This is a genomic window from Schaalia odontolytica, from assembly GCF_031191545.1.
Classification (GTDB): Bacteria; Actinomycetota; Actinomycetes; order Actinomycetales; family Actinomycetaceae; genus Pauljensenia; species Pauljensenia odontolytica.
Genome location: NZ_CP133472.1, coordinates 141,034 through 155,685, shown reverse-complemented (window position 1 = coordinate 155,685; position 14,652 = coordinate 141,034). Strand labels below are relative to the sequence as shown.

Annotated in this window: 13 protein-coding genes and 1 tRNA gene; 10 read left to right on the top strand and 4 right to left on the bottom strand. The window is 64.1% G+C overall.

Annotated elements, in window-relative coordinates:
* Positions 1-116 precede the first annotated feature (116 nt).
* Genes RDV55_RS00680 through glgX form a run of 3 tightly spaced genes read right to left on the bottom strand, consistent with a single transcriptional unit; the run spans position 117 to position 3,836 of the window.
* The gene (locus tag RDV55_RS00680; protein ID WP_111823001.1) at positions 117-377 is read right to left on the bottom strand and encodes a hypothetical protein; all 261 of its coding nucleotides are present in this window, start codon (positions 375-377) and stop codon (positions 117-119) included.
* Positions 378-400: 23 nt separating this feature from the next.
* Complete coding sequence (gene trpS / locus RDV55_RS00675) at positions 401-1,501, bottom strand: tryptophan--tRNA ligase (protein ID WP_111823002.1); 1,101 nt, start codon at positions 1,499-1,501, stop codon at positions 401-403.
* A gap of 46 nt (positions 1,502-1,547) precedes the next feature.
* Positions 1,548-3,836 (bottom strand): glycogen debranching protein GlgX, encoded by a 2,289-nt coding sequence (gene glgX / locus RDV55_RS00670; RefSeq protein WP_111823003.1) that lies wholly within the window; start codon positions 3,834-3,836, stop codon positions 1,548-1,550.
* A 194-nt stretch (positions 3,837-4,030) separates the two neighbouring features.
* Between glgX and RDV55_RS00665 the strand changes: the two genes are divergently transcribed.
* The 10 genes from RDV55_RS00665 to RDV55_RS00620 all read left to right on the top strand — a co-directional run bounded on the left by RDV55_RS00665 (position 4,031) and on the right by RDV55_RS00620 (position 13,051).
* Complete coding sequence (locus RDV55_RS00665; protein WP_111823004.1) at positions 4,031-4,834, top strand: electron transfer flavoprotein subunit beta/FixA family protein; 804 nt, start codon at positions 4,031-4,033, stop codon at positions 4,832-4,834.
* A gap of 1 nt (position 4,835) precedes the next feature.
* Complete coding sequence (locus RDV55_RS00660) at positions 4,836-5,816, top strand: electron transfer flavoprotein subunit alpha/FixB family protein (protein ID WP_111823005.1); 981 nt, start codon at positions 4,836-4,838, stop codon at positions 5,814-5,816.
* Complete coding sequence (locus tag RDV55_RS00655) at positions 5,813-7,018, top strand: cysteine desulfurase family protein (RefSeq protein ID WP_111823006.1); 1,206 nt, start codon at positions 5,813-5,815, stop codon at positions 7,016-7,018. The genes RDV55_RS00660 and RDV55_RS00655 overlap by 4 nt, the downstream gene beginning before the upstream one ends.
* Positions 7,019-8,110 (top strand): tRNA 2-thiouridine(34) synthase MnmA, encoded by a 1,092-nt coding sequence (gene mnmA, locus RDV55_RS00650; protein ID WP_111823007.1) that lies wholly within the window; start codon positions 7,019-7,021, stop codon positions 8,108-8,110. It abuts the gene before it with no gap.
* A gap of 81 nt (positions 8,111-8,191) precedes the next feature.
* Positions 8,192-8,272: transfer RNA gene (locus RDV55_RS00645), tRNA-Leu, on the top strand.
* A 111-nt stretch (positions 8,273-8,383) separates the two neighbouring features.
* The gene (locus RDV55_RS00640; RefSeq protein WP_245907624.1) at positions 8,384-8,842 is read left to right on the top strand and encodes a methyltransferase family protein; all 459 of its coding nucleotides are present in this window, start codon (positions 8,384-8,386) and stop codon (positions 8,840-8,842) included.
* Positions 8,843-8,927: 85 nt separating this feature from the next.
* Positions 8,928-9,401: a peroxiredoxin gene (locus tag RDV55_RS00635; protein ID WP_111823139.1), complete on the top strand. Its 474-nt coding sequence runs from the start codon at positions 8,928-8,930 to the stop codon at positions 9,399-9,401.
* A 72-nt stretch (positions 9,402-9,473) separates the two neighbouring features.
* On the top strand, positions 9,474-10,466 hold the full coding sequence (locus RDV55_RS00630) for a hypothetical protein (protein ID WP_165835825.1): 993 nt from the start codon (positions 9,474-9,476) through the stop codon (positions 10,464-10,466).
* Positions 10,467-10,571: 105 nt separating this feature from the next.
* Positions 10,572-11,375 (top strand): ABC transporter ATP-binding protein, encoded by an 804-nt coding sequence (locus RDV55_RS00625; RefSeq protein ID WP_111823009.1) that lies wholly within the window; start codon positions 10,572-10,574, stop codon positions 11,373-11,375.
* Positions 11,360-13,051 (top strand): hypothetical protein, encoded by a 1,692-nt coding sequence (locus tag RDV55_RS00620; RefSeq protein ID WP_111823010.1) that lies wholly within the window; start codon positions 11,360-11,362, stop codon positions 13,049-13,051. Before RDV55_RS00625 ends, RDV55_RS00620 begins: the two co-directional genes overlap by 16 nt.
* Positions 13,052-13,463: 412 nt before the next feature.
* Here RDV55_RS00620 and RDV55_RS00615 read toward each other — a convergent pair whose 3' ends face one another.
* Positions 13,464-14,114: a hypothetical protein gene (locus RDV55_RS00615; RefSeq protein WP_133256508.1), complete on the bottom strand. Its 651-nt coding sequence runs from the start codon at positions 14,112-14,114 to the stop codon at positions 13,464-13,466.
* Positions 14,115-14,652 lie beyond the last annotated feature (538 nt).

Here is a 14,652-nt window from a genome sequence, read left to right as displayed (position 1 = left end):
GCTCAGATGATCTGTCAAAGATTCAACTGCTGTTCAAAATAGCGGTATTTCGCCCAAAATGACGGAGGATAGCCCCTGGATGTCCAGGAACTACCCTCCGCGAAGAAGCGATACGCTCAGGAGCCGCCGCTACTCTGTAGTCCAGCGAAGATGGTGCTGCCGAAAAGGATGAATATCGCGACGGACGCGATGATGCCGATGATCTGCCAGATGAATACGGCGCGCGCGAAGTTACGCTTCGAAGGCGAGCCGCCAGAGCCCAGGGCGAGAATCAGCAGATAGATGAAGCCGATCACCGGCATGCCGACCAGGAACAGGGTCAGCATCCATCCGCCGACGGAGTCGTCGGGGTGCTCGGGGAACCGGTTGTATGCCAACAGCGTCTCTACAAGTTCGGGGGTCAGTAGACCATCTGCATGGCGGTGCGGACCTCGGACAGGGTCTGATCCGCCTGTTCGTTGGCGCGTTCGTTGCCAGCGTGCAGGATGGACAGCAGATAATCCTCGTTGGCGATGAGCTCGGCGCGGCGCTCGCGCAGGGGAGCGAGCATCTCGTTGAGGGACTCGGTGACGAGGTTCTTCAGCATGCCTGCGCCAGAGTCGCCGATGCGGTCCGCGATCGCCTCGGGGGCCTCGCCCGTGGCCAGGGAGGCCAGCATGAGGAGGTTGGAGACCTCGGGGCGTCCCTCTGGGTCGAAGGTAATGCGGCGCTCCGCATCCGTCTTTGCCTTCTTGAGGATCTTCGCGGTCTGGTCGGCGCTCATGCGCAGCTCGATCGTGTTGCCGCGGGACTTCGACATCTTCTGGCCGTCCGTGCCCAGCAGCAGCGGGACCTCGGATAGGAGAGCCTCGGGGCGGGGGAACACGGGGCGTTCCGGGGTGGCGCGGCCGTAGCGCTTGTCGAAGCGCTGGGCGATCAGTCGAGCCTGCTCCAGGTGGGGGAGCTGGTCCTGGCCCACGGGTACGATGTTCGCTTTGCAGAAGAGGATGTCGGCGGCCTGGTGGACCGGGTAGGTCAGCATGAGGCCCGTCATCGCGCGGCCTTCGGTCGCCTCCAGCTCGGCCTTCACTGTCGGGTTGCGGTGCAGCTCCGACTCGGTGACCAGGGAGAGGAAGGGCAGCATCAGCTGGTTGAGGGCCGGAACCCCCGAGTGGTTGAAGATCGTAGACCGCTCGGGGTCGATGCCTGCGGCCAGGTAGTCGGCGACGAGGCCGAGGACGCGCTCACGGATCGGACCCACGCCGTCACGGTCGGTGATCACCTGGTAGTCGGCGACCAGAACCCAGGTCTCGACGCCGCGGTTCTGCAGCAGTACGCGGTTACGCAGTGTGCCGAAGTAGTGGCCAAGGTGCAGATGCCCCGTCGGGCGGTCGCCCGTGAGGATGCGGAATCGCGAGGGGTCCTGGTCGATCGCCAGGTCAATCTCGGCGCTGCGGGCCTTCGAACGGGCCAGCGAGGCATCGGAGGTTGCGGTTTCCAGGGCATCTTCACTGCGAGTCATGTGTCAATCCTAACGAGTGGGGGGAATGAATGAAACTTCGGGGCGCTCAGTGTTCGGGCTGGAACGCGACGTCGGACAGGAGGATTGTCACGGACAGCGCTTCGATGGAGAGCGTGGAGCGCGGGGTGACGTGTTCGACCTCAAGGGAGAGGTCGCCCGGGTCGTGCGTCTCGCCGACGCCGCCCTGCGCGGGGGTGCGCCATGCGGTCGAGTATGCGATCAGCCAGTCCAGTTCGTGGCCCGCTGGCAGGGTGACCTCGGCACCGTCGAGGTTCGCGTTGATGATGATGAGCGCGTCGCGGTCGCCCCACGTGACGCCGGAGCGCAGCATCTGGAACGTGCGGTGACGCGCGTCCGTCCAGCCGTAATCGGGCATCGGTGTGCCCGAAGCGGTGTACCAGGACAGGTCGGGGATCGTGTCCCCGCCGTAGGGCGTGCCGGTCGCGAAACGGTCGGGGCGCAGCACCGGATGCGCCTTACGCAGCGCGATCAGCCACGAGGCCGTGTCGATCTGCTCGAGCTGTCCCTCGGCAAGGTCCCAGTCGACCCACGAGATCGGATCGTCCTGACAGTAGGCATTGTTGTTGCCGTACTGGGTGCGGCCGAACTCGTCCCCGCCCGTCAGCATCGGAGTGCCCGACGAGACGAACATCGTCGCCAGGATGTTGCGCTGAGAGCGCGCACGCAGCTCCGCGACCGTCATGTTGGACAGGATCGCGTAGGGCGTCATCACGTTGGGGTGCGTGGCGTTGACAGCCAGTGTTCCTTCGACGCCGTGGTTCCACGAGCGGTTATCGTCGGAACCGTCGCGGTTATTCTCGAGGTTCGCGGTGTTGTGCTTACGGTCGTAGGCAGTCAGGTCCGCGAGGGTGAAACCGTCGTGGGCGGTTACGAAGTTGATCGAGGCGCGAGGGCCACGCAGGCGGCCCAGGCCGTGCTCGAAGACATCCTGGGAGCCGGACAGACGGGTTGCCAGGTCGTTCGGACCGGACACGATGTGGCCCGAGGCCTGGGCGCGCACGTCCGCCAACCAGAAGTTACGCAGGGCACCACGGTAGTGGTCGTTCCACTCGGAGAAGGGGACCGGGAAGTTGCCGGTCTGCCAGCCGCCCGGACCCACATCCCAGGGCTCGGCAATCAGCTTCGCGTGCGTCAGGACGTCGTCCGTGGCCATCGCGATGAGGAGTGGGTGCATCGGGCTGAATCCCGTCGCAAAGCGTCCCAGGGTGGCCGCGAGGTCGAAGCGGAAGCCGTCTACGCCCATCTCGCGCACCCAGTAGCGCAGCGAATCGAGCACCATCTGAATGGTCTTCGGATGGTCCATGTTCAGGGTGTTGCCGGTGCCCGTCACGTCGATCGTCTGGACCGGACGCGAGGTGGTGTGACGGTAGTACATGTCGGAGTCCAGGCCGCGCCAAGACAGGGAGGGGCCGGCGTCGCCGCCCTCGCACGTGTGGTTGTAGACGACGTCAAGGATGACCTCGATGCCGGCCTGATGGAGGAGTGAGACCATGCCTCGGAACTCGTCGACGACCGCCTGGGCACCGCGTCCGCGCGAGGCCTCGGTCGCGTAGGAGGGCTCGGGGGCGAAGAAGGAGAGCGTCGAGTAGCCCCAGTAGTTCGTCAGGCCTCGTTCGGTCAGGAAGGGCTCGTCGCACTTGGCGTGCACGGGGAGCAACTCGACGGCGGTGACGCCGAGGTCCTTCAGGTAGGACACGGAGGCCGGGTGGGCCAAGCCCGCGTAGGTGCCGCGCAGCTCAGGGGGCACGCCGGGCATGTTCTTCGTGAAGCCCTTGACGTGGATCTCGTAGATGACGGTGGTGTCCCACGGCACGCGGGGCTGCGGGGCGATCGGGAAAGACGGCTCGACGACGACCGATCGCGGCATGTACTGCGCTGAATCGATGGGGGAGCGGCGCAGAGGATACTCGGAGGGATAGAGATCGTCGTCGACGCAGTGCGCGTAGACAGCAGGCTTCATGTCCACGAAGCCCTCCACGCCTCGGCCGTAGGGGTCAAGGAGAAGCTTGCGTGAGTTATAGAATCGGCCGCCGTCAGGATCCCACGCGCCGTGCACGCGGAAGCCGTAGCGGGTGCCCGCACCATAACCGGGAATATGACCGTGCCAGACGCCCGTCTTTGGGCCGAGCAGGGGGAAGCGGGTCTCGGCCCCGACCTCGTCGAAGACGCACATGTCCACGCCGGAAGCGCCCCTGGCAACCACGGCGACATCGAGACCGTCGCCCGACGGGAAAACCCCAAGACGGGTGGGAACGGGATTAGGCTCGGTGACGCGCACGGTGGGGACGGTGGGCGAGCCGGAAAGCTCGGACATAAAAAAGTGCCTCTTTCTCACAGTCGATTGGCTGCACCAAAGCCTGATAGATGCAGCCATCCTCCATCATACGTGACCGTCAATTAAGCGGTTGGATTAGGCGGGTGGGCCAAGGGTATGAAGAGCGGCACGTGCCGGTGAGGCAACCCTCATATATATGGGCGTGACGCTCGGAATGTGGCACGCTAGAAGTCATGAGAATTGTCGTGTGTGTGAAGCATGTCCCCGACATGCAGTCCGAACGCCGTTTCGAAGGCGGCCGCCTGGTACGCGGTGAGGACGATGTGCTCAACGAACTGGATGAGAATGCCATCGAGGCCGCTGTCCAGCTCAAGGAAACCGAAGAGGACGCGGGTCGCGAGGCCGAGGTTGTCGCGCTGACGATGGGTCCCGAGGACGCCGAGGATTCCCTTGTGCGCGCCCTCCAGATGGGTGCCGACCGTGCCTACATCGTCTCAGACGAGTTCCTTGAGGGCTCTGACGTCATCACGACCGCCTCCGTCCTGTCCGTTGCGATCGCGAAGATCAGCGAAGAATGCGGCCCCGTTGATCTCGTGATCACCGGCATGGCCTCGCTGGACGCGATGACCTCCATGCTTCCCGGCGCGCTGGCCGCCAAGGCTCACATGCCACTGTTGGGACTGGCGCGTTCCCTGAGCGTCGACAGCGGTGCCGTCACGATCGAACGTGCCGTCGACGGCTACACCGAGACCGTGCGTGCCGCGCTGCCCGCCGTCGTCTCGGTGACCGATCAGATCAACGAACCGCGTTACCCGGCCTTCGCCGCCATGAAGGCAGCCCGCAAGAAGCCTCTGGATCAGTGGGGCATCGACGACCTCGTCGAGGTTCCCGGTGGCGAGGCCCTCGTCATGCGCCGCGCGCTCACCGCCGTCACCCATGGCGAGGAGAAGACCCGCGACGGGGCGGGCACGATCATTCAGGACGCCGGTGAGGGCGGGCGCGCTCTGGCCGACTACATCCTTTCGGTGGTGAAGTGATATGACGCAGCAGCAGATGAGTTCCCCGATCCTTGTTCTGGCCGATCAAGCGGGCGATCACCTGACGCCCCTGGCCCGCCAGGCGCTCACGCTGGCCGCGTCGCTGACCTCCGCCGACGTCGTCGCCTTGTCTCTGGCCGCCACCCCGGATGTGGCCGCGCTGTCTGAGCTGGGTGCGACCCAGCTGCTGCACGCCGACCTGGGCCAGGCCGCGCGTTCATCGGTCGTCGCCTCCGACGCGCTTATTTCCGCGCTGGCGACCGACAACTTCGGCCTGGTGCTGCTGTGCTCGGACTACCGTGGCCGTGAGATCGCAGGCCGCGTTGGTGCCCTCACCGAGGCCGGGGTCGTCTCCGGTGCCTCCTCCGTCGGTTTCGAGGGCGGAGTCCTGCAGATCGGCAAGACCGCACTGGGTGGTTCCTGGTCGATGCGTATCGTCCTTGAGGGGCAGACCCCGATCGTCGGCATCGCCTCCGGAGTCATCGACGAGGCAGAGGTGGCCTCTCCCGTTGCCCTGACTCCGCAGGCGCTGTCGGTCGAGCTGAGCCCCGAGGCCTGCGCGATCGAGGTGATCTCCTGCGTGCCCGACGAGGAGGAGGGCGTGAGGCTCACCGAGGCTTCCACCGTGGTGTGCGGTGGTCGCGGCGTGGACGGCGATTTCGAGCTGGTTCGTTCCCTTGCCAACGCGCTGGGTGGTGCCGTGGGCGCAACCCGCGTCGCCTGTGACGAGGGCTGGGCTCCGCGAGCTGAGCAGATCGGCCAGACGGGACTGACCGTCACCCCGAACCTGTACATCGGTTTGGGCGTCTCCGGTGCCATCCACCACACGGTGGGTATGCAGTCCTCCCAGCACATCGTCGCCGTGTGCGACGACCCGGATGCCCCGATCTTCGAGATCGCGGACTTCGGCGTGGTCGGCGACGTGACCGAGGTCGTGCCTGCTGCTCTGGCCGCCATCGAGGAGGCGCGCTCCCAGGCGTGAGCGTCTACCTCGACCACGCGGCCACCACGCCGCTGCGCGAATGTGCCCTCGATGCGTGGACGCGCGCCCAGCGTGACCTGGCCGCAAGCCCTGGTAATCCCGCCGCCCTCCACTTCGGAGGGCGGCGGGCCCGTCGCATGCTCGACGACGCGCGAGAGCAGGTTGCAGCCGCCCTCGGTGCCGACATTCACGAGGTCATCTTCACCTCCGGTGCTACCGAATCGGATGCCCTGGGCGTCATGGCTGCCGCCCGAGGGATGCGCGGCCGCGACGGAGCTCGCGAGCTGATCGTCGTCTCGGGTCTCGAGCACGACGCGGTCGCCCATCAACGTGAGGTTGCCTCGCGCGAGGGCTTCGAATGGGAGGTCCTTGCCGTGGATGCGGCAGGGGTGTCGGAGCTGCCCGAGACCATGAACGGCGGCGCTCCCTCATCCTGGGATGGACGACTCGCGCTTGGCTCCATGACCCTCGTGTCCTCAGAGATCGGCACGATCCAACCCGTCGCGTACTTTGCAGCCCTCGTTCACGCCAGTGGAGGCCTCGCACACTGCGACGCTGCCCAAGCAATCCCGACCCTGGACGTGTCCTTCGCTGATCTCGGCCTGGATCTCATGAGTGTGGGTGGACACAAGGTCGGCGCGCCCGCGGGTGTTGGCGTTCTCGTCGCCCGTCGCGGCATCCCCATGACGACCGACCGTCCCGGCGGCGGCCACGAGCGCTCAATCCGGTCGGGCACGCCCGACGTCGCGGGTGCCTGCGCGCTCGCCGCAGCCCTGACCGAGGTGGTCTGCGAGCGCGACTCCTTCGCCGCCCGCGCGGCAGCCCTGCGCGCTCATCTGCTGGCCCACCTGCCCCACGGCGTGAGTTCGACGGTGGGGGAGCCGGCCTCGTCGAGCGCTATCATCCATCTGTCCCTGCCCACTGCGCGCCCCGAGGCCGTCCTCATGGCCTTCGACATGGCAGGCATCGCCGTATCCGCCGGGTCTGCCTGTCATGCGGGGGTCACACGCCCCTCCGAGATCGTCATGGCGATGGGCCGAAGCGAGGAACAAGCCCTCGGTGTCCTGCGCGTGTCCCTCGGCCACGCGACGACCCGTGACGACATCGACGCCTTCCTGGCGGCGCTGCCCGCCGCGATTCGCGCCGGCGCGGCACTGGAGGGCATCGCCCACGTGCGCAACGAACGAAACGAGGAACGCTAGATGCGAGTTCTGGCAGCACTATCTGGCGGCGTGGATTCCGCCGTCGCCGCCGCGAAGGCGGTCGAGGCCGGGCACGACGTCGTGGGTGTCCACATGGCCCTGTCCTCCCAGCCTCAGGAATGCCGCATCGGCTCGCGCGGCTGCTGCTCGATCGAGGACGCCGGGGACGCGGCGCGTGCCGCCGAGATCATCGGCATACCGTTCTACGTGTGGGACCTAGCCAGCGAGTTCGAACAGACCGTCATCACGGACTTCATCGCCCAGTACAAGGCTGGGCGCACCCCCAACCCTTGCGTGCGATGCAACGAGTTCGTAAAGTTCCGTGAGCTGGCCACCCGCGCTCGCGCCCTCGGATTCGACGCGGTGTGCACCGGCCACTACGCCGCCGTCGTCGACGGGGAGGCCGGACCGGAGCTGCACCGTGGTGCCGACAACCTGAAAGACCAGTCCTACGTGCTGGCCGTCATGGGCCCCGAGGAGCTGTCCCGCGTGGTCCTGCCGCTGGGCGACGCCCCGAACAAAGCGTGGGTGCGATCCGAGGCCGAGCGACTGGGCCTGGGCGTGTCCAACAAGCCCGATTCTTACGACATCTGCTTCATCCCGGACGGAGATACGCAGGGCTTCCTGCGCTCGCACCTGGGAGTATCCGAGGGTGACATCGTCACGCCGGACGGACAGGTGCTGGGGCGCCACGAGGGCTATTGGAACTATACGGTTGGCCAGCGTAAGGGCCTCGGCATTGGTGCTCCCGCGCCCGACGGCCGCCCCCGCTATGTCCTCGAGACGCGGCCCGGGAGTAATCAGGTTGTCGTGGGTGCCTCCGAGCTTTTGACGATTTCGCGCATCGCGGCCACGGATGCCGTCTGGCTTGCCTCCGACGACGACGGCTCCGACCCCACCGACCTTTTCGTGCAGCTGCGCGCACACGGAACGCCCGTTTCCGTGGCGTCGTTGGCACGCGACGTGGAAGGCGGAAGAATCAGGGTCGTTCTCGAAGGAAGTGCGCGAGGCGTTGCTCGCGGCCAGTCGATGGTCGTTTACCGGGGGACTCGAGTCCTCGGCGAGGGCACCATTGACGCGACCGGGCGCTGAGCGAGTCCCGGATGTACCTCGCGCGGACGTGGGCGAGGGCATTCGGACGGTCTGGCGTACATCCGTTAGACTAGGCTACGCGCGCGAGTGGCGGAATTGGCAGACGCGCTGGATTTAGGTTCCAGTGTCTTTGACGTGTGGGTTCGAGTCCCATCTCGCGCACAGTTGCCCGTGCCCGGTCGCTTCTTGAGGCTCCGCGTACGCGAGCCGGGCGGTGCCCGCGGGCCGCCTCTGAAGGGCATCGAAGCGGGGTGAGTCGCTATACTCGCTGTAATGGAGCGCAGTCCCGTGTACAACCACGTCCCCGACCTGTGCGTCCTGGGACTGAGTGGCGTGGCCATAGCCTTGCCGTGGTTTTTCCCGTGGACCATTCTTTTCCCTCTCTCACTGAGGCTGGTCGGGGGGATCCTGATCGTCGGCGCGGCTCTCATTGGCGCCGTGACGCTGGGTGCGCTGCGGGCCGCCGCGACCTCGACCAATCCGGTCGATGCGCCGACCCAGATGCTCACCACGGGAGCGTTTCGTCTGTCGCGTAACCCGCTCTACCTGGCCTATGTCCTCGCCGTCCTAGGCTGCGCGCTACTGGGTGGGTCCTGGGCCGCGCTCGCCTGCCCGCTGGCCTGTTTCTCGATTCTCAACTGGCTCATCGTCCCCATCGAGGAGCGCGCGATGCTCCGGGCATTTGGCCAGGAGTACGAGCGTTACCGCCGCGAGGTTCGGCGCTGGCTGTAACTGGGGGCTGCGTGGAACGGGCGCTCGCATGAGGTGCGCCCGGTCCGGTCGCGCCGGGCGAGGTCACGCCGATACACTGGCGCTCATGAATGCTTTGGAAACTGGCTGCAAGGCCCCCGACTTTACCGCTGAGACCACTCAGGGCACCCTGTCTCTGTCCGACCTGCTCGCTTCTTCGAAGCGTGGTGTCATCATCTACTTCTACCCGAAGGCCTCCACTCCCGGCTGCACGAAGCAGGCATGCGATTTTCGTGATTCCCTGGCCTCGCTGACCGGTTCTGGATACTCCGTCATCGGTGTGTCCGCCGACTCGATGGCTGCCCTCGAGCGCTTTACCGAGAAGCAGTCGCTTACTTTCCCGCTCGCCTCCGACCCGGATCACGAGATCCTCCAAGCCTACGGTGCGTGGGGTGAAAAGAAGAACTATGGCCGTACCTACGTGGGCATCATCCGCTCGACCGTCGTCGTTGACCCTGACGGTACGGTGGCTATGGCGCAGTACAACGTCAAGGCGACGGGTCACGTGGGTCGATTGCGGAAGACTCTCGGCATCGACTAATGCCCTTGCTTTTTCAGTAACTTGCAAGTATGGTAGTTGAGAAATAAACCGCTTGTTACTGATGGAGGGTTCATGGGGGGCGCTACGCCTGATGCGTATCGGATCGGCACGGGACAGGTGGTGCGGGACTATCCGGCCGATGCTGCGCCTGTTCGCCTGCGCACGCAGCCGAGCCTGCCTACGGTGGCCCGCGCCCCCGAGTCATCTCTCGTCGAACAGGTTGTGAGCGCCGAAGACGCAGTGGTTCGGGGAAAGGCCCCGGGTTCACCTCGCCCGTCGAGGAAATCTCGACCGTCGAAGGAAGCTGCTACGGTGGCGCAGCAGGCCGCGGTCGTGCGCGACGTGGTTTCCCCGCAGGCTGGGCGCGTCGCCCAGCCTGCCACTCCCGTTCGCGAATATGCGCATCGGGACGAGGCGGCGGCGACCTACGGGACAGATCCACGCCCCGGCGTTCCCGTCCACCGCAACTGGCATCGCACGACTATGCGTGTTGTGGGCGCGCCCGAAGATCGAGATGGCGGGCAGCGTCGTGCGCTTGCCGAGGCTGCGTCGCCGTCGGAGCAGGGGGGTGTTCAAAGCTCTCGTGTCGGAGGTGCCTCTCGGCGCCAGGCCGAGGCTCGTCGTGCCAGCCAGATTGAGTCGCGCCTGGATCGTCGCGAGCGTACGACGCATCGCGGGCGTGCCATTGTCATCTTCGCGCTCGGCTTCGTGTCCGCCCTCCTCATCGTAGCCGCCGTGCTGGGAGGCCTGTTCTACGCGCGTTCATCCTCCGTTTCGGGTCTGGCCGGTGCCGTCGATTCGTGCCATGCCGGGGGTGTGCATGCTCGCCTGGCCAGCGACGGCACCTCCCTCACCCTCGAAGCGTTTTCCGATCGTGGCGACAGCCTGACAACCCCGATTTTTCAGTGCGTTCTCGCCAAGCTGGAAGCTCCTTCCTCCGTGCGTGAACGCATGTATGCAACGCGTGCGATCGACGGAACCCGATCGGAGGAGTGGGGCTCCTATAAGGCCACCTGGACGTACGAGACGGAGCAGGGGTTGACCGTCATCGTCAGCTCCAGGTAGGCGCTGAGCTGGCTCAGAACAAGGTCGTTCTCTGAGATTTACTTCGCAGTATTGGCGGTATCTCGTAAAATAGGGGGGGTATTTCAATGCGTGAAGGAGAAACTCGTGTCCGATTCGCAGCCCTCAGCCCCTGCGGCACCCATCGCCCCCGCCGGAGACGACATCGCCCTGGCGATTCGAGGCCTCGTCAAGATCTATGGTAACCTCGTCGCCGTCGCTGACCTGTCCCTCGATATCCCCACCGGATCCTTCTATGGGATCGTTGGCCCCAACGGTGCTGGTAAGACGACGACGCTGACGATGGCCACCGGCCTGCTCACCCCTGACCGAGGCACCGCCTACGTGCATGGTGTTGACGTGTGGGGCGACACTCAGCGAGCACGAAGCCTCCTCGGTGTCATGCCCGACGGCATGCGCCTGCTTGATCGTCTCTCCGGCCCGGACTTCCTCGTCCACGTCGGAATGCTGCGCGGCCTCGATGCCGCCACCGCCCGCGAGCGCGCCCAGGAACTCCTCGCAGCCCTTGACCTGAGCGAGGCCGGCAAGAAGCTCATCGGCGACTACTCGGCCGGCATGACGAAGAAGATCGCCTTGGCCGCAGCCCTCATCCACTCCCCGCGCCTGCTCGTCCTCGATGAGCCTTTCGAGGCCGTGGATCCCGTGTCTGCGGCCAACATCCGCCAGATCCTCACCGACTACACGCATCGCGGCGGCACCGTCATCCTCTCCTCACACGTGATGGCCACCGTCCAGCAGCTGTGCACGCACGTCGCCATCATCGACAAGGGGCGCGTGCTCGTGGCCGGAACCACCGACGAGGTCGCCCAGGGTGGCGACCTGGGCGAGCGCTTCACCTCCCTGGTCGGCGGCGTCCACTCGGAGGAGGGCCTGTCGTGGTTGGGCAACTGATTCGCCTGAAGTTCCAGATCATCTGGAATACGATCCGTCGCCAGACCGCCATTTTGGTGCTGGCGATCCTGGGCGTGCTGTACGTGGCGTCCGTGGTGGCAAGCGCCTACGTGGGTCTGGCGTTCCTCGCCCGCTCCGACGCCGCCGCCCAAGCGGCTCCGCTCTTTGCTTTTGCTGGCCCTCTCGTCGTGGCCGCCTGGCTTGTGATCCCGATCCTTTTCGCCTCCATGGATAACTCGGTGGACCCGGTCCGCTTGGCACCTTTCGTTGGGCCGAGCAAACGCCTCGCCACAGCACTGGCGGCTATGACCGCGATCGGCCCAGGAGGTGTCATCTCTGCCCTCGTACTCGGCCTACCGACGTGGTTTGCCCTGTGGCGCGCCCAGTGGCTCGAGGCGATCGGCTGGCTGCTCGCCTCCGTCGTATCCCTCGGCATCGCGGTCCTGTGGGCGCGCGCCGTCGGAACATGGTTCGCAGTTCGGCTGAATACCTCGGGAAAGAAGGATCTGGTCACGCTCGCTGGCGTCACCGTCTTCATGGTGGTCGTCACTCCGATGGGCTACTGGATGAGCCTCCTGGGTCGCAACTTTTCAGTTGATGCCTTTCAGGCAGGCGTCAACGTCGCGCTGTGGACTCCCTTCGGTGCTCCCTTCGGCGTCGTCGCCTCCCTCGTAGAGGGAGCGTGGGTGGCGGCACTAGTGCGCGCAGCCGTCAGCGTGATCACCGCCTACGTGGGATGGCGCGCGTGGGTGAAGGTCCTGGGTCCGGTCATGAGCGGATACGCGAACAAGGTGTCGGCCGATGCTCAGCGAGCAATCGACGAGGGGCGCCACCTCGTCGACGATTCCATCGAGGTGGCCGAGCGTACCCAACGCGTCGCGCAATCGCGTTCCGCGGGGCTTCGTAGCGTTGACTGGTTTACTCGCCTTGGCCTCGGGCATCGTAGCGCATCCCTCGCTGCGCGTACCCTGCGCTACTGGATCGTCGATCCGCGTCTGAACATGAACTGTGTCCTCGCTGTGATCTTCCCGATCATGGGGATTCTCATGGGACGCATCGATCTTGGCGCTCAGACGGTCGTGTTCACGGGAGTGTTCTTGTACCTGGTGCCCATCACGTTGGGCCTGTCCACCGGGGCGCTCATGCAATACGACTCCACGGGTGCGTGGATTGTCATTTCCTCGGGGATGAGTGGGCGCGAGGAACGTCGGGGGCGCCTGATCGGTACTCTCCCGGCCCTCCTTCCTCAGGTTCTGGGATACCTGATTCACGATGTCGCCGTTGGAGCGAGCGTCCAGGACTTCCTGTTCCACCAGGTGATGGGCGTCGTGTTCTTTGCTGGAGCGGCCGCCACGACCCTCATCGTCAATGCGCGGTGGGTCTACCCGGTTCAGCCGCCGGGCACCTCGCCCCTGTCCACCAAGGGAACGGGGTCCTTCCTCATGACGATGCTGATGCAGCTCGTTGGCTTCGCGGGCACCGCTCTCCTTCAGGTGCCCTCGTACGTTCTCCTGGCGCTGGCGGCCTTTGGGGTCCTTCCCCAGTGGGTGGCGTTCGTCGTTGCCGTTGTCTGGTCTGTCATCGTCCTTGAGGCGGGTGTGCGGATCGGAGGGCGAGTGTGGGATCGTTACGCCGTGTCAGCGCTGACAACGATCCGCAGCTGGCCCGGGCACTGATCGCGTGCCTGCACGAGGCCGGGGCTATCCACTGGGTTTCCCCGGCCTCGGTTTTGTGCGACGAGAGTTCTAATGTCATTGTCCTGCGTGTTATCGCAAGCAACTAAGAGGCGAATCTGCGCTCTGTGCCCATCATTGAGGGATTGACATCGAGCTCAAACGAGGATCATTGGTCGTGTGCCGTTGGATAGTTCTCATGGGCCCGTGGGCGGAGGGGAGCATCGTTGGGTGAGTCAGATGTGACTTGTTAATCAGATGATCCTCTTCATTGAGTCTTTCTACAACGAGAGCGCTGTTCGAATGACAATGACATGTCCAATGTGGCATCGGCAATATTTCTCACATGATGATACTGATGTTCATGTTGCTTGAGTTGATCGTCGAGTTTCTGTATCTTTGCTCGAACTTGTTCTCAAATACGCGCTAGATAAGGATGCCTGTCCCAGCGTCGAACAACTTTTACAGAGTGCGCGACAAGAGCAGAGCTTAAGAAGGTAATGAGGAGAAAAACGGAGCTTCCGTTGCGGATATAGTGGCCGAAAGACGCCGAGAGGCCTGTGAGCCCTGCTGCGATAAGTAGTGCGTATTTGATTTCCCTCTGCGTACCGCCTTCCATTTGAGACAACAATCCTATGTTGACTGGGTGTACAGGGTGGTCAGTGTAGTAATCGGATGCGCACCTGCGTCTTTCTAAATACAAACGTATTGTTCTCCGAAAGCTCATGGTGAAAAGTAAAAATGTTAGTAGAGTCAAGAGGTGAGGCTGATTCTTGAGAAGTTGTGCTAGAAATCCAACTGACGATAGGCCGATTGGCTCCAGGAAGATCCATGCAGGGACCAGAGTGGAGGCCACTACTTCAGACTCGGCCCATTTTTTCATCAGTTGCAAGTGACGTCTGTGTTCTCCGGCGGTGTTGTCTATTTGTTGTTGTGCCCAACTTGCGGCTCGCATCATGCGGCGTCGATATGAGAGTTGGGTAGCAGCAGCCCCAGCAGCCAGGAGACCAGTTGCTGCGGTGATAGCGGGAAGCAGAGTATCGAGAGAAAGAGCGTTGATGTCCATGTGCGTGCGACGTTGTGCGACGTGGCCAAGTGGCGTCTGTGATGTTCCTGGTTCGCATTGTAGCTTCTCCGAGTCGCGAACTGAGTGAGGTTGTGGATTGCGTGTCGTTGCTCCTTCTGGGAAGGTGGATCTCGTTGCAGCATTGGGTGGGCGTACATTGATGAGTCTTGGAGCTGATGGTTGAAGTGTGCCTCTGTGACACTAGAATCTTCACAACGTGGATAAGCAGACGGCAGCCGGGCAGCGTTGTGGGCACGGTCTGAGTCTCGGTGTACAAGTTATCCACCTGTGCCCATATCGTCCGTACGCTTCGTAGTCTCCGGCTCTTCGTGTTTTGCAGTACTTCTGGTCGCAGCGATGTACTTCATTGACAGCTGTGGAGGCTGTAGAATCCATGAAAGTTCTACCTTGCGGCGCGGCACCGTGTTGCATTGGTGCACTTGGTAAGACAGACGCCTGACGGTAAGGTTGCGAGCTCATCGTGCGATGGAGACCTTGTGTGCCCTCCGTCGGTGAATGACGCGGATAGGTTGCCCGC

Excerpts from the sequence above, each read along its gene's own strand:
- trpS (WP_111823002.1), bottom strand. The coding sequence starts at position 1,501 with ATGACTCGCAGTGAAGATGCCCTGGAAACCGCAACCTCCGATGCCTCG.
- glgX (WP_111823003.1), bottom strand. The coding sequence starts at position 3,836 with ATGTCCGAGCTTTCCGGCTCGCCCACCGTCCCCACCGTGCGCGTCACC.
- RDV55_RS00665 (WP_111823004.1), top strand. The coding sequence starts at position 4,031 with ATGAGAATTGTCGTGTGTGTGAAGCATGTCCCCGACATGCAGTCCGAA.
- RDV55_RS00660 (WP_111823005.1), top strand. The coding sequence starts at position 4,836 with ATGACGCAGCAGCAGATGAGTTCCCCGATCCTTGTTCTGGCCGATCAA.
- mnmA (WP_111823007.1), top strand. The coding sequence starts at position 7,019 with ATGCGAGTTCTGGCAGCACTATCTGGCGGCGTGGATTCCGCCGTCGCC.
- RDV55_RS00640 (WP_245907624.1), top strand. The coding sequence starts at position 8,384 with ATGGAGCGCAGTCCCGTGTACAACCACGTCCCCGACCTGTGCGTCCTG.
- RDV55_RS00635 (WP_111823139.1), top strand. The coding sequence starts at position 8,928 with ATGAATGCTTTGGAAACTGGCTGCAAGGCCCCCGACTTTACCGCTGAG.
- RDV55_RS00630 (WP_165835825.1), top strand. The coding sequence starts at position 9,474 with ATGGGGGGCGCTACGCCTGATGCGTATCGGATCGGCACGGGACAGGTG.
- RDV55_RS00615 (WP_133256508.1), bottom strand. The coding sequence starts at position 14,114 with ATGGACATCAACGCTCTTTCTCTCGATACTCTGCTTCCCGCTATCACC.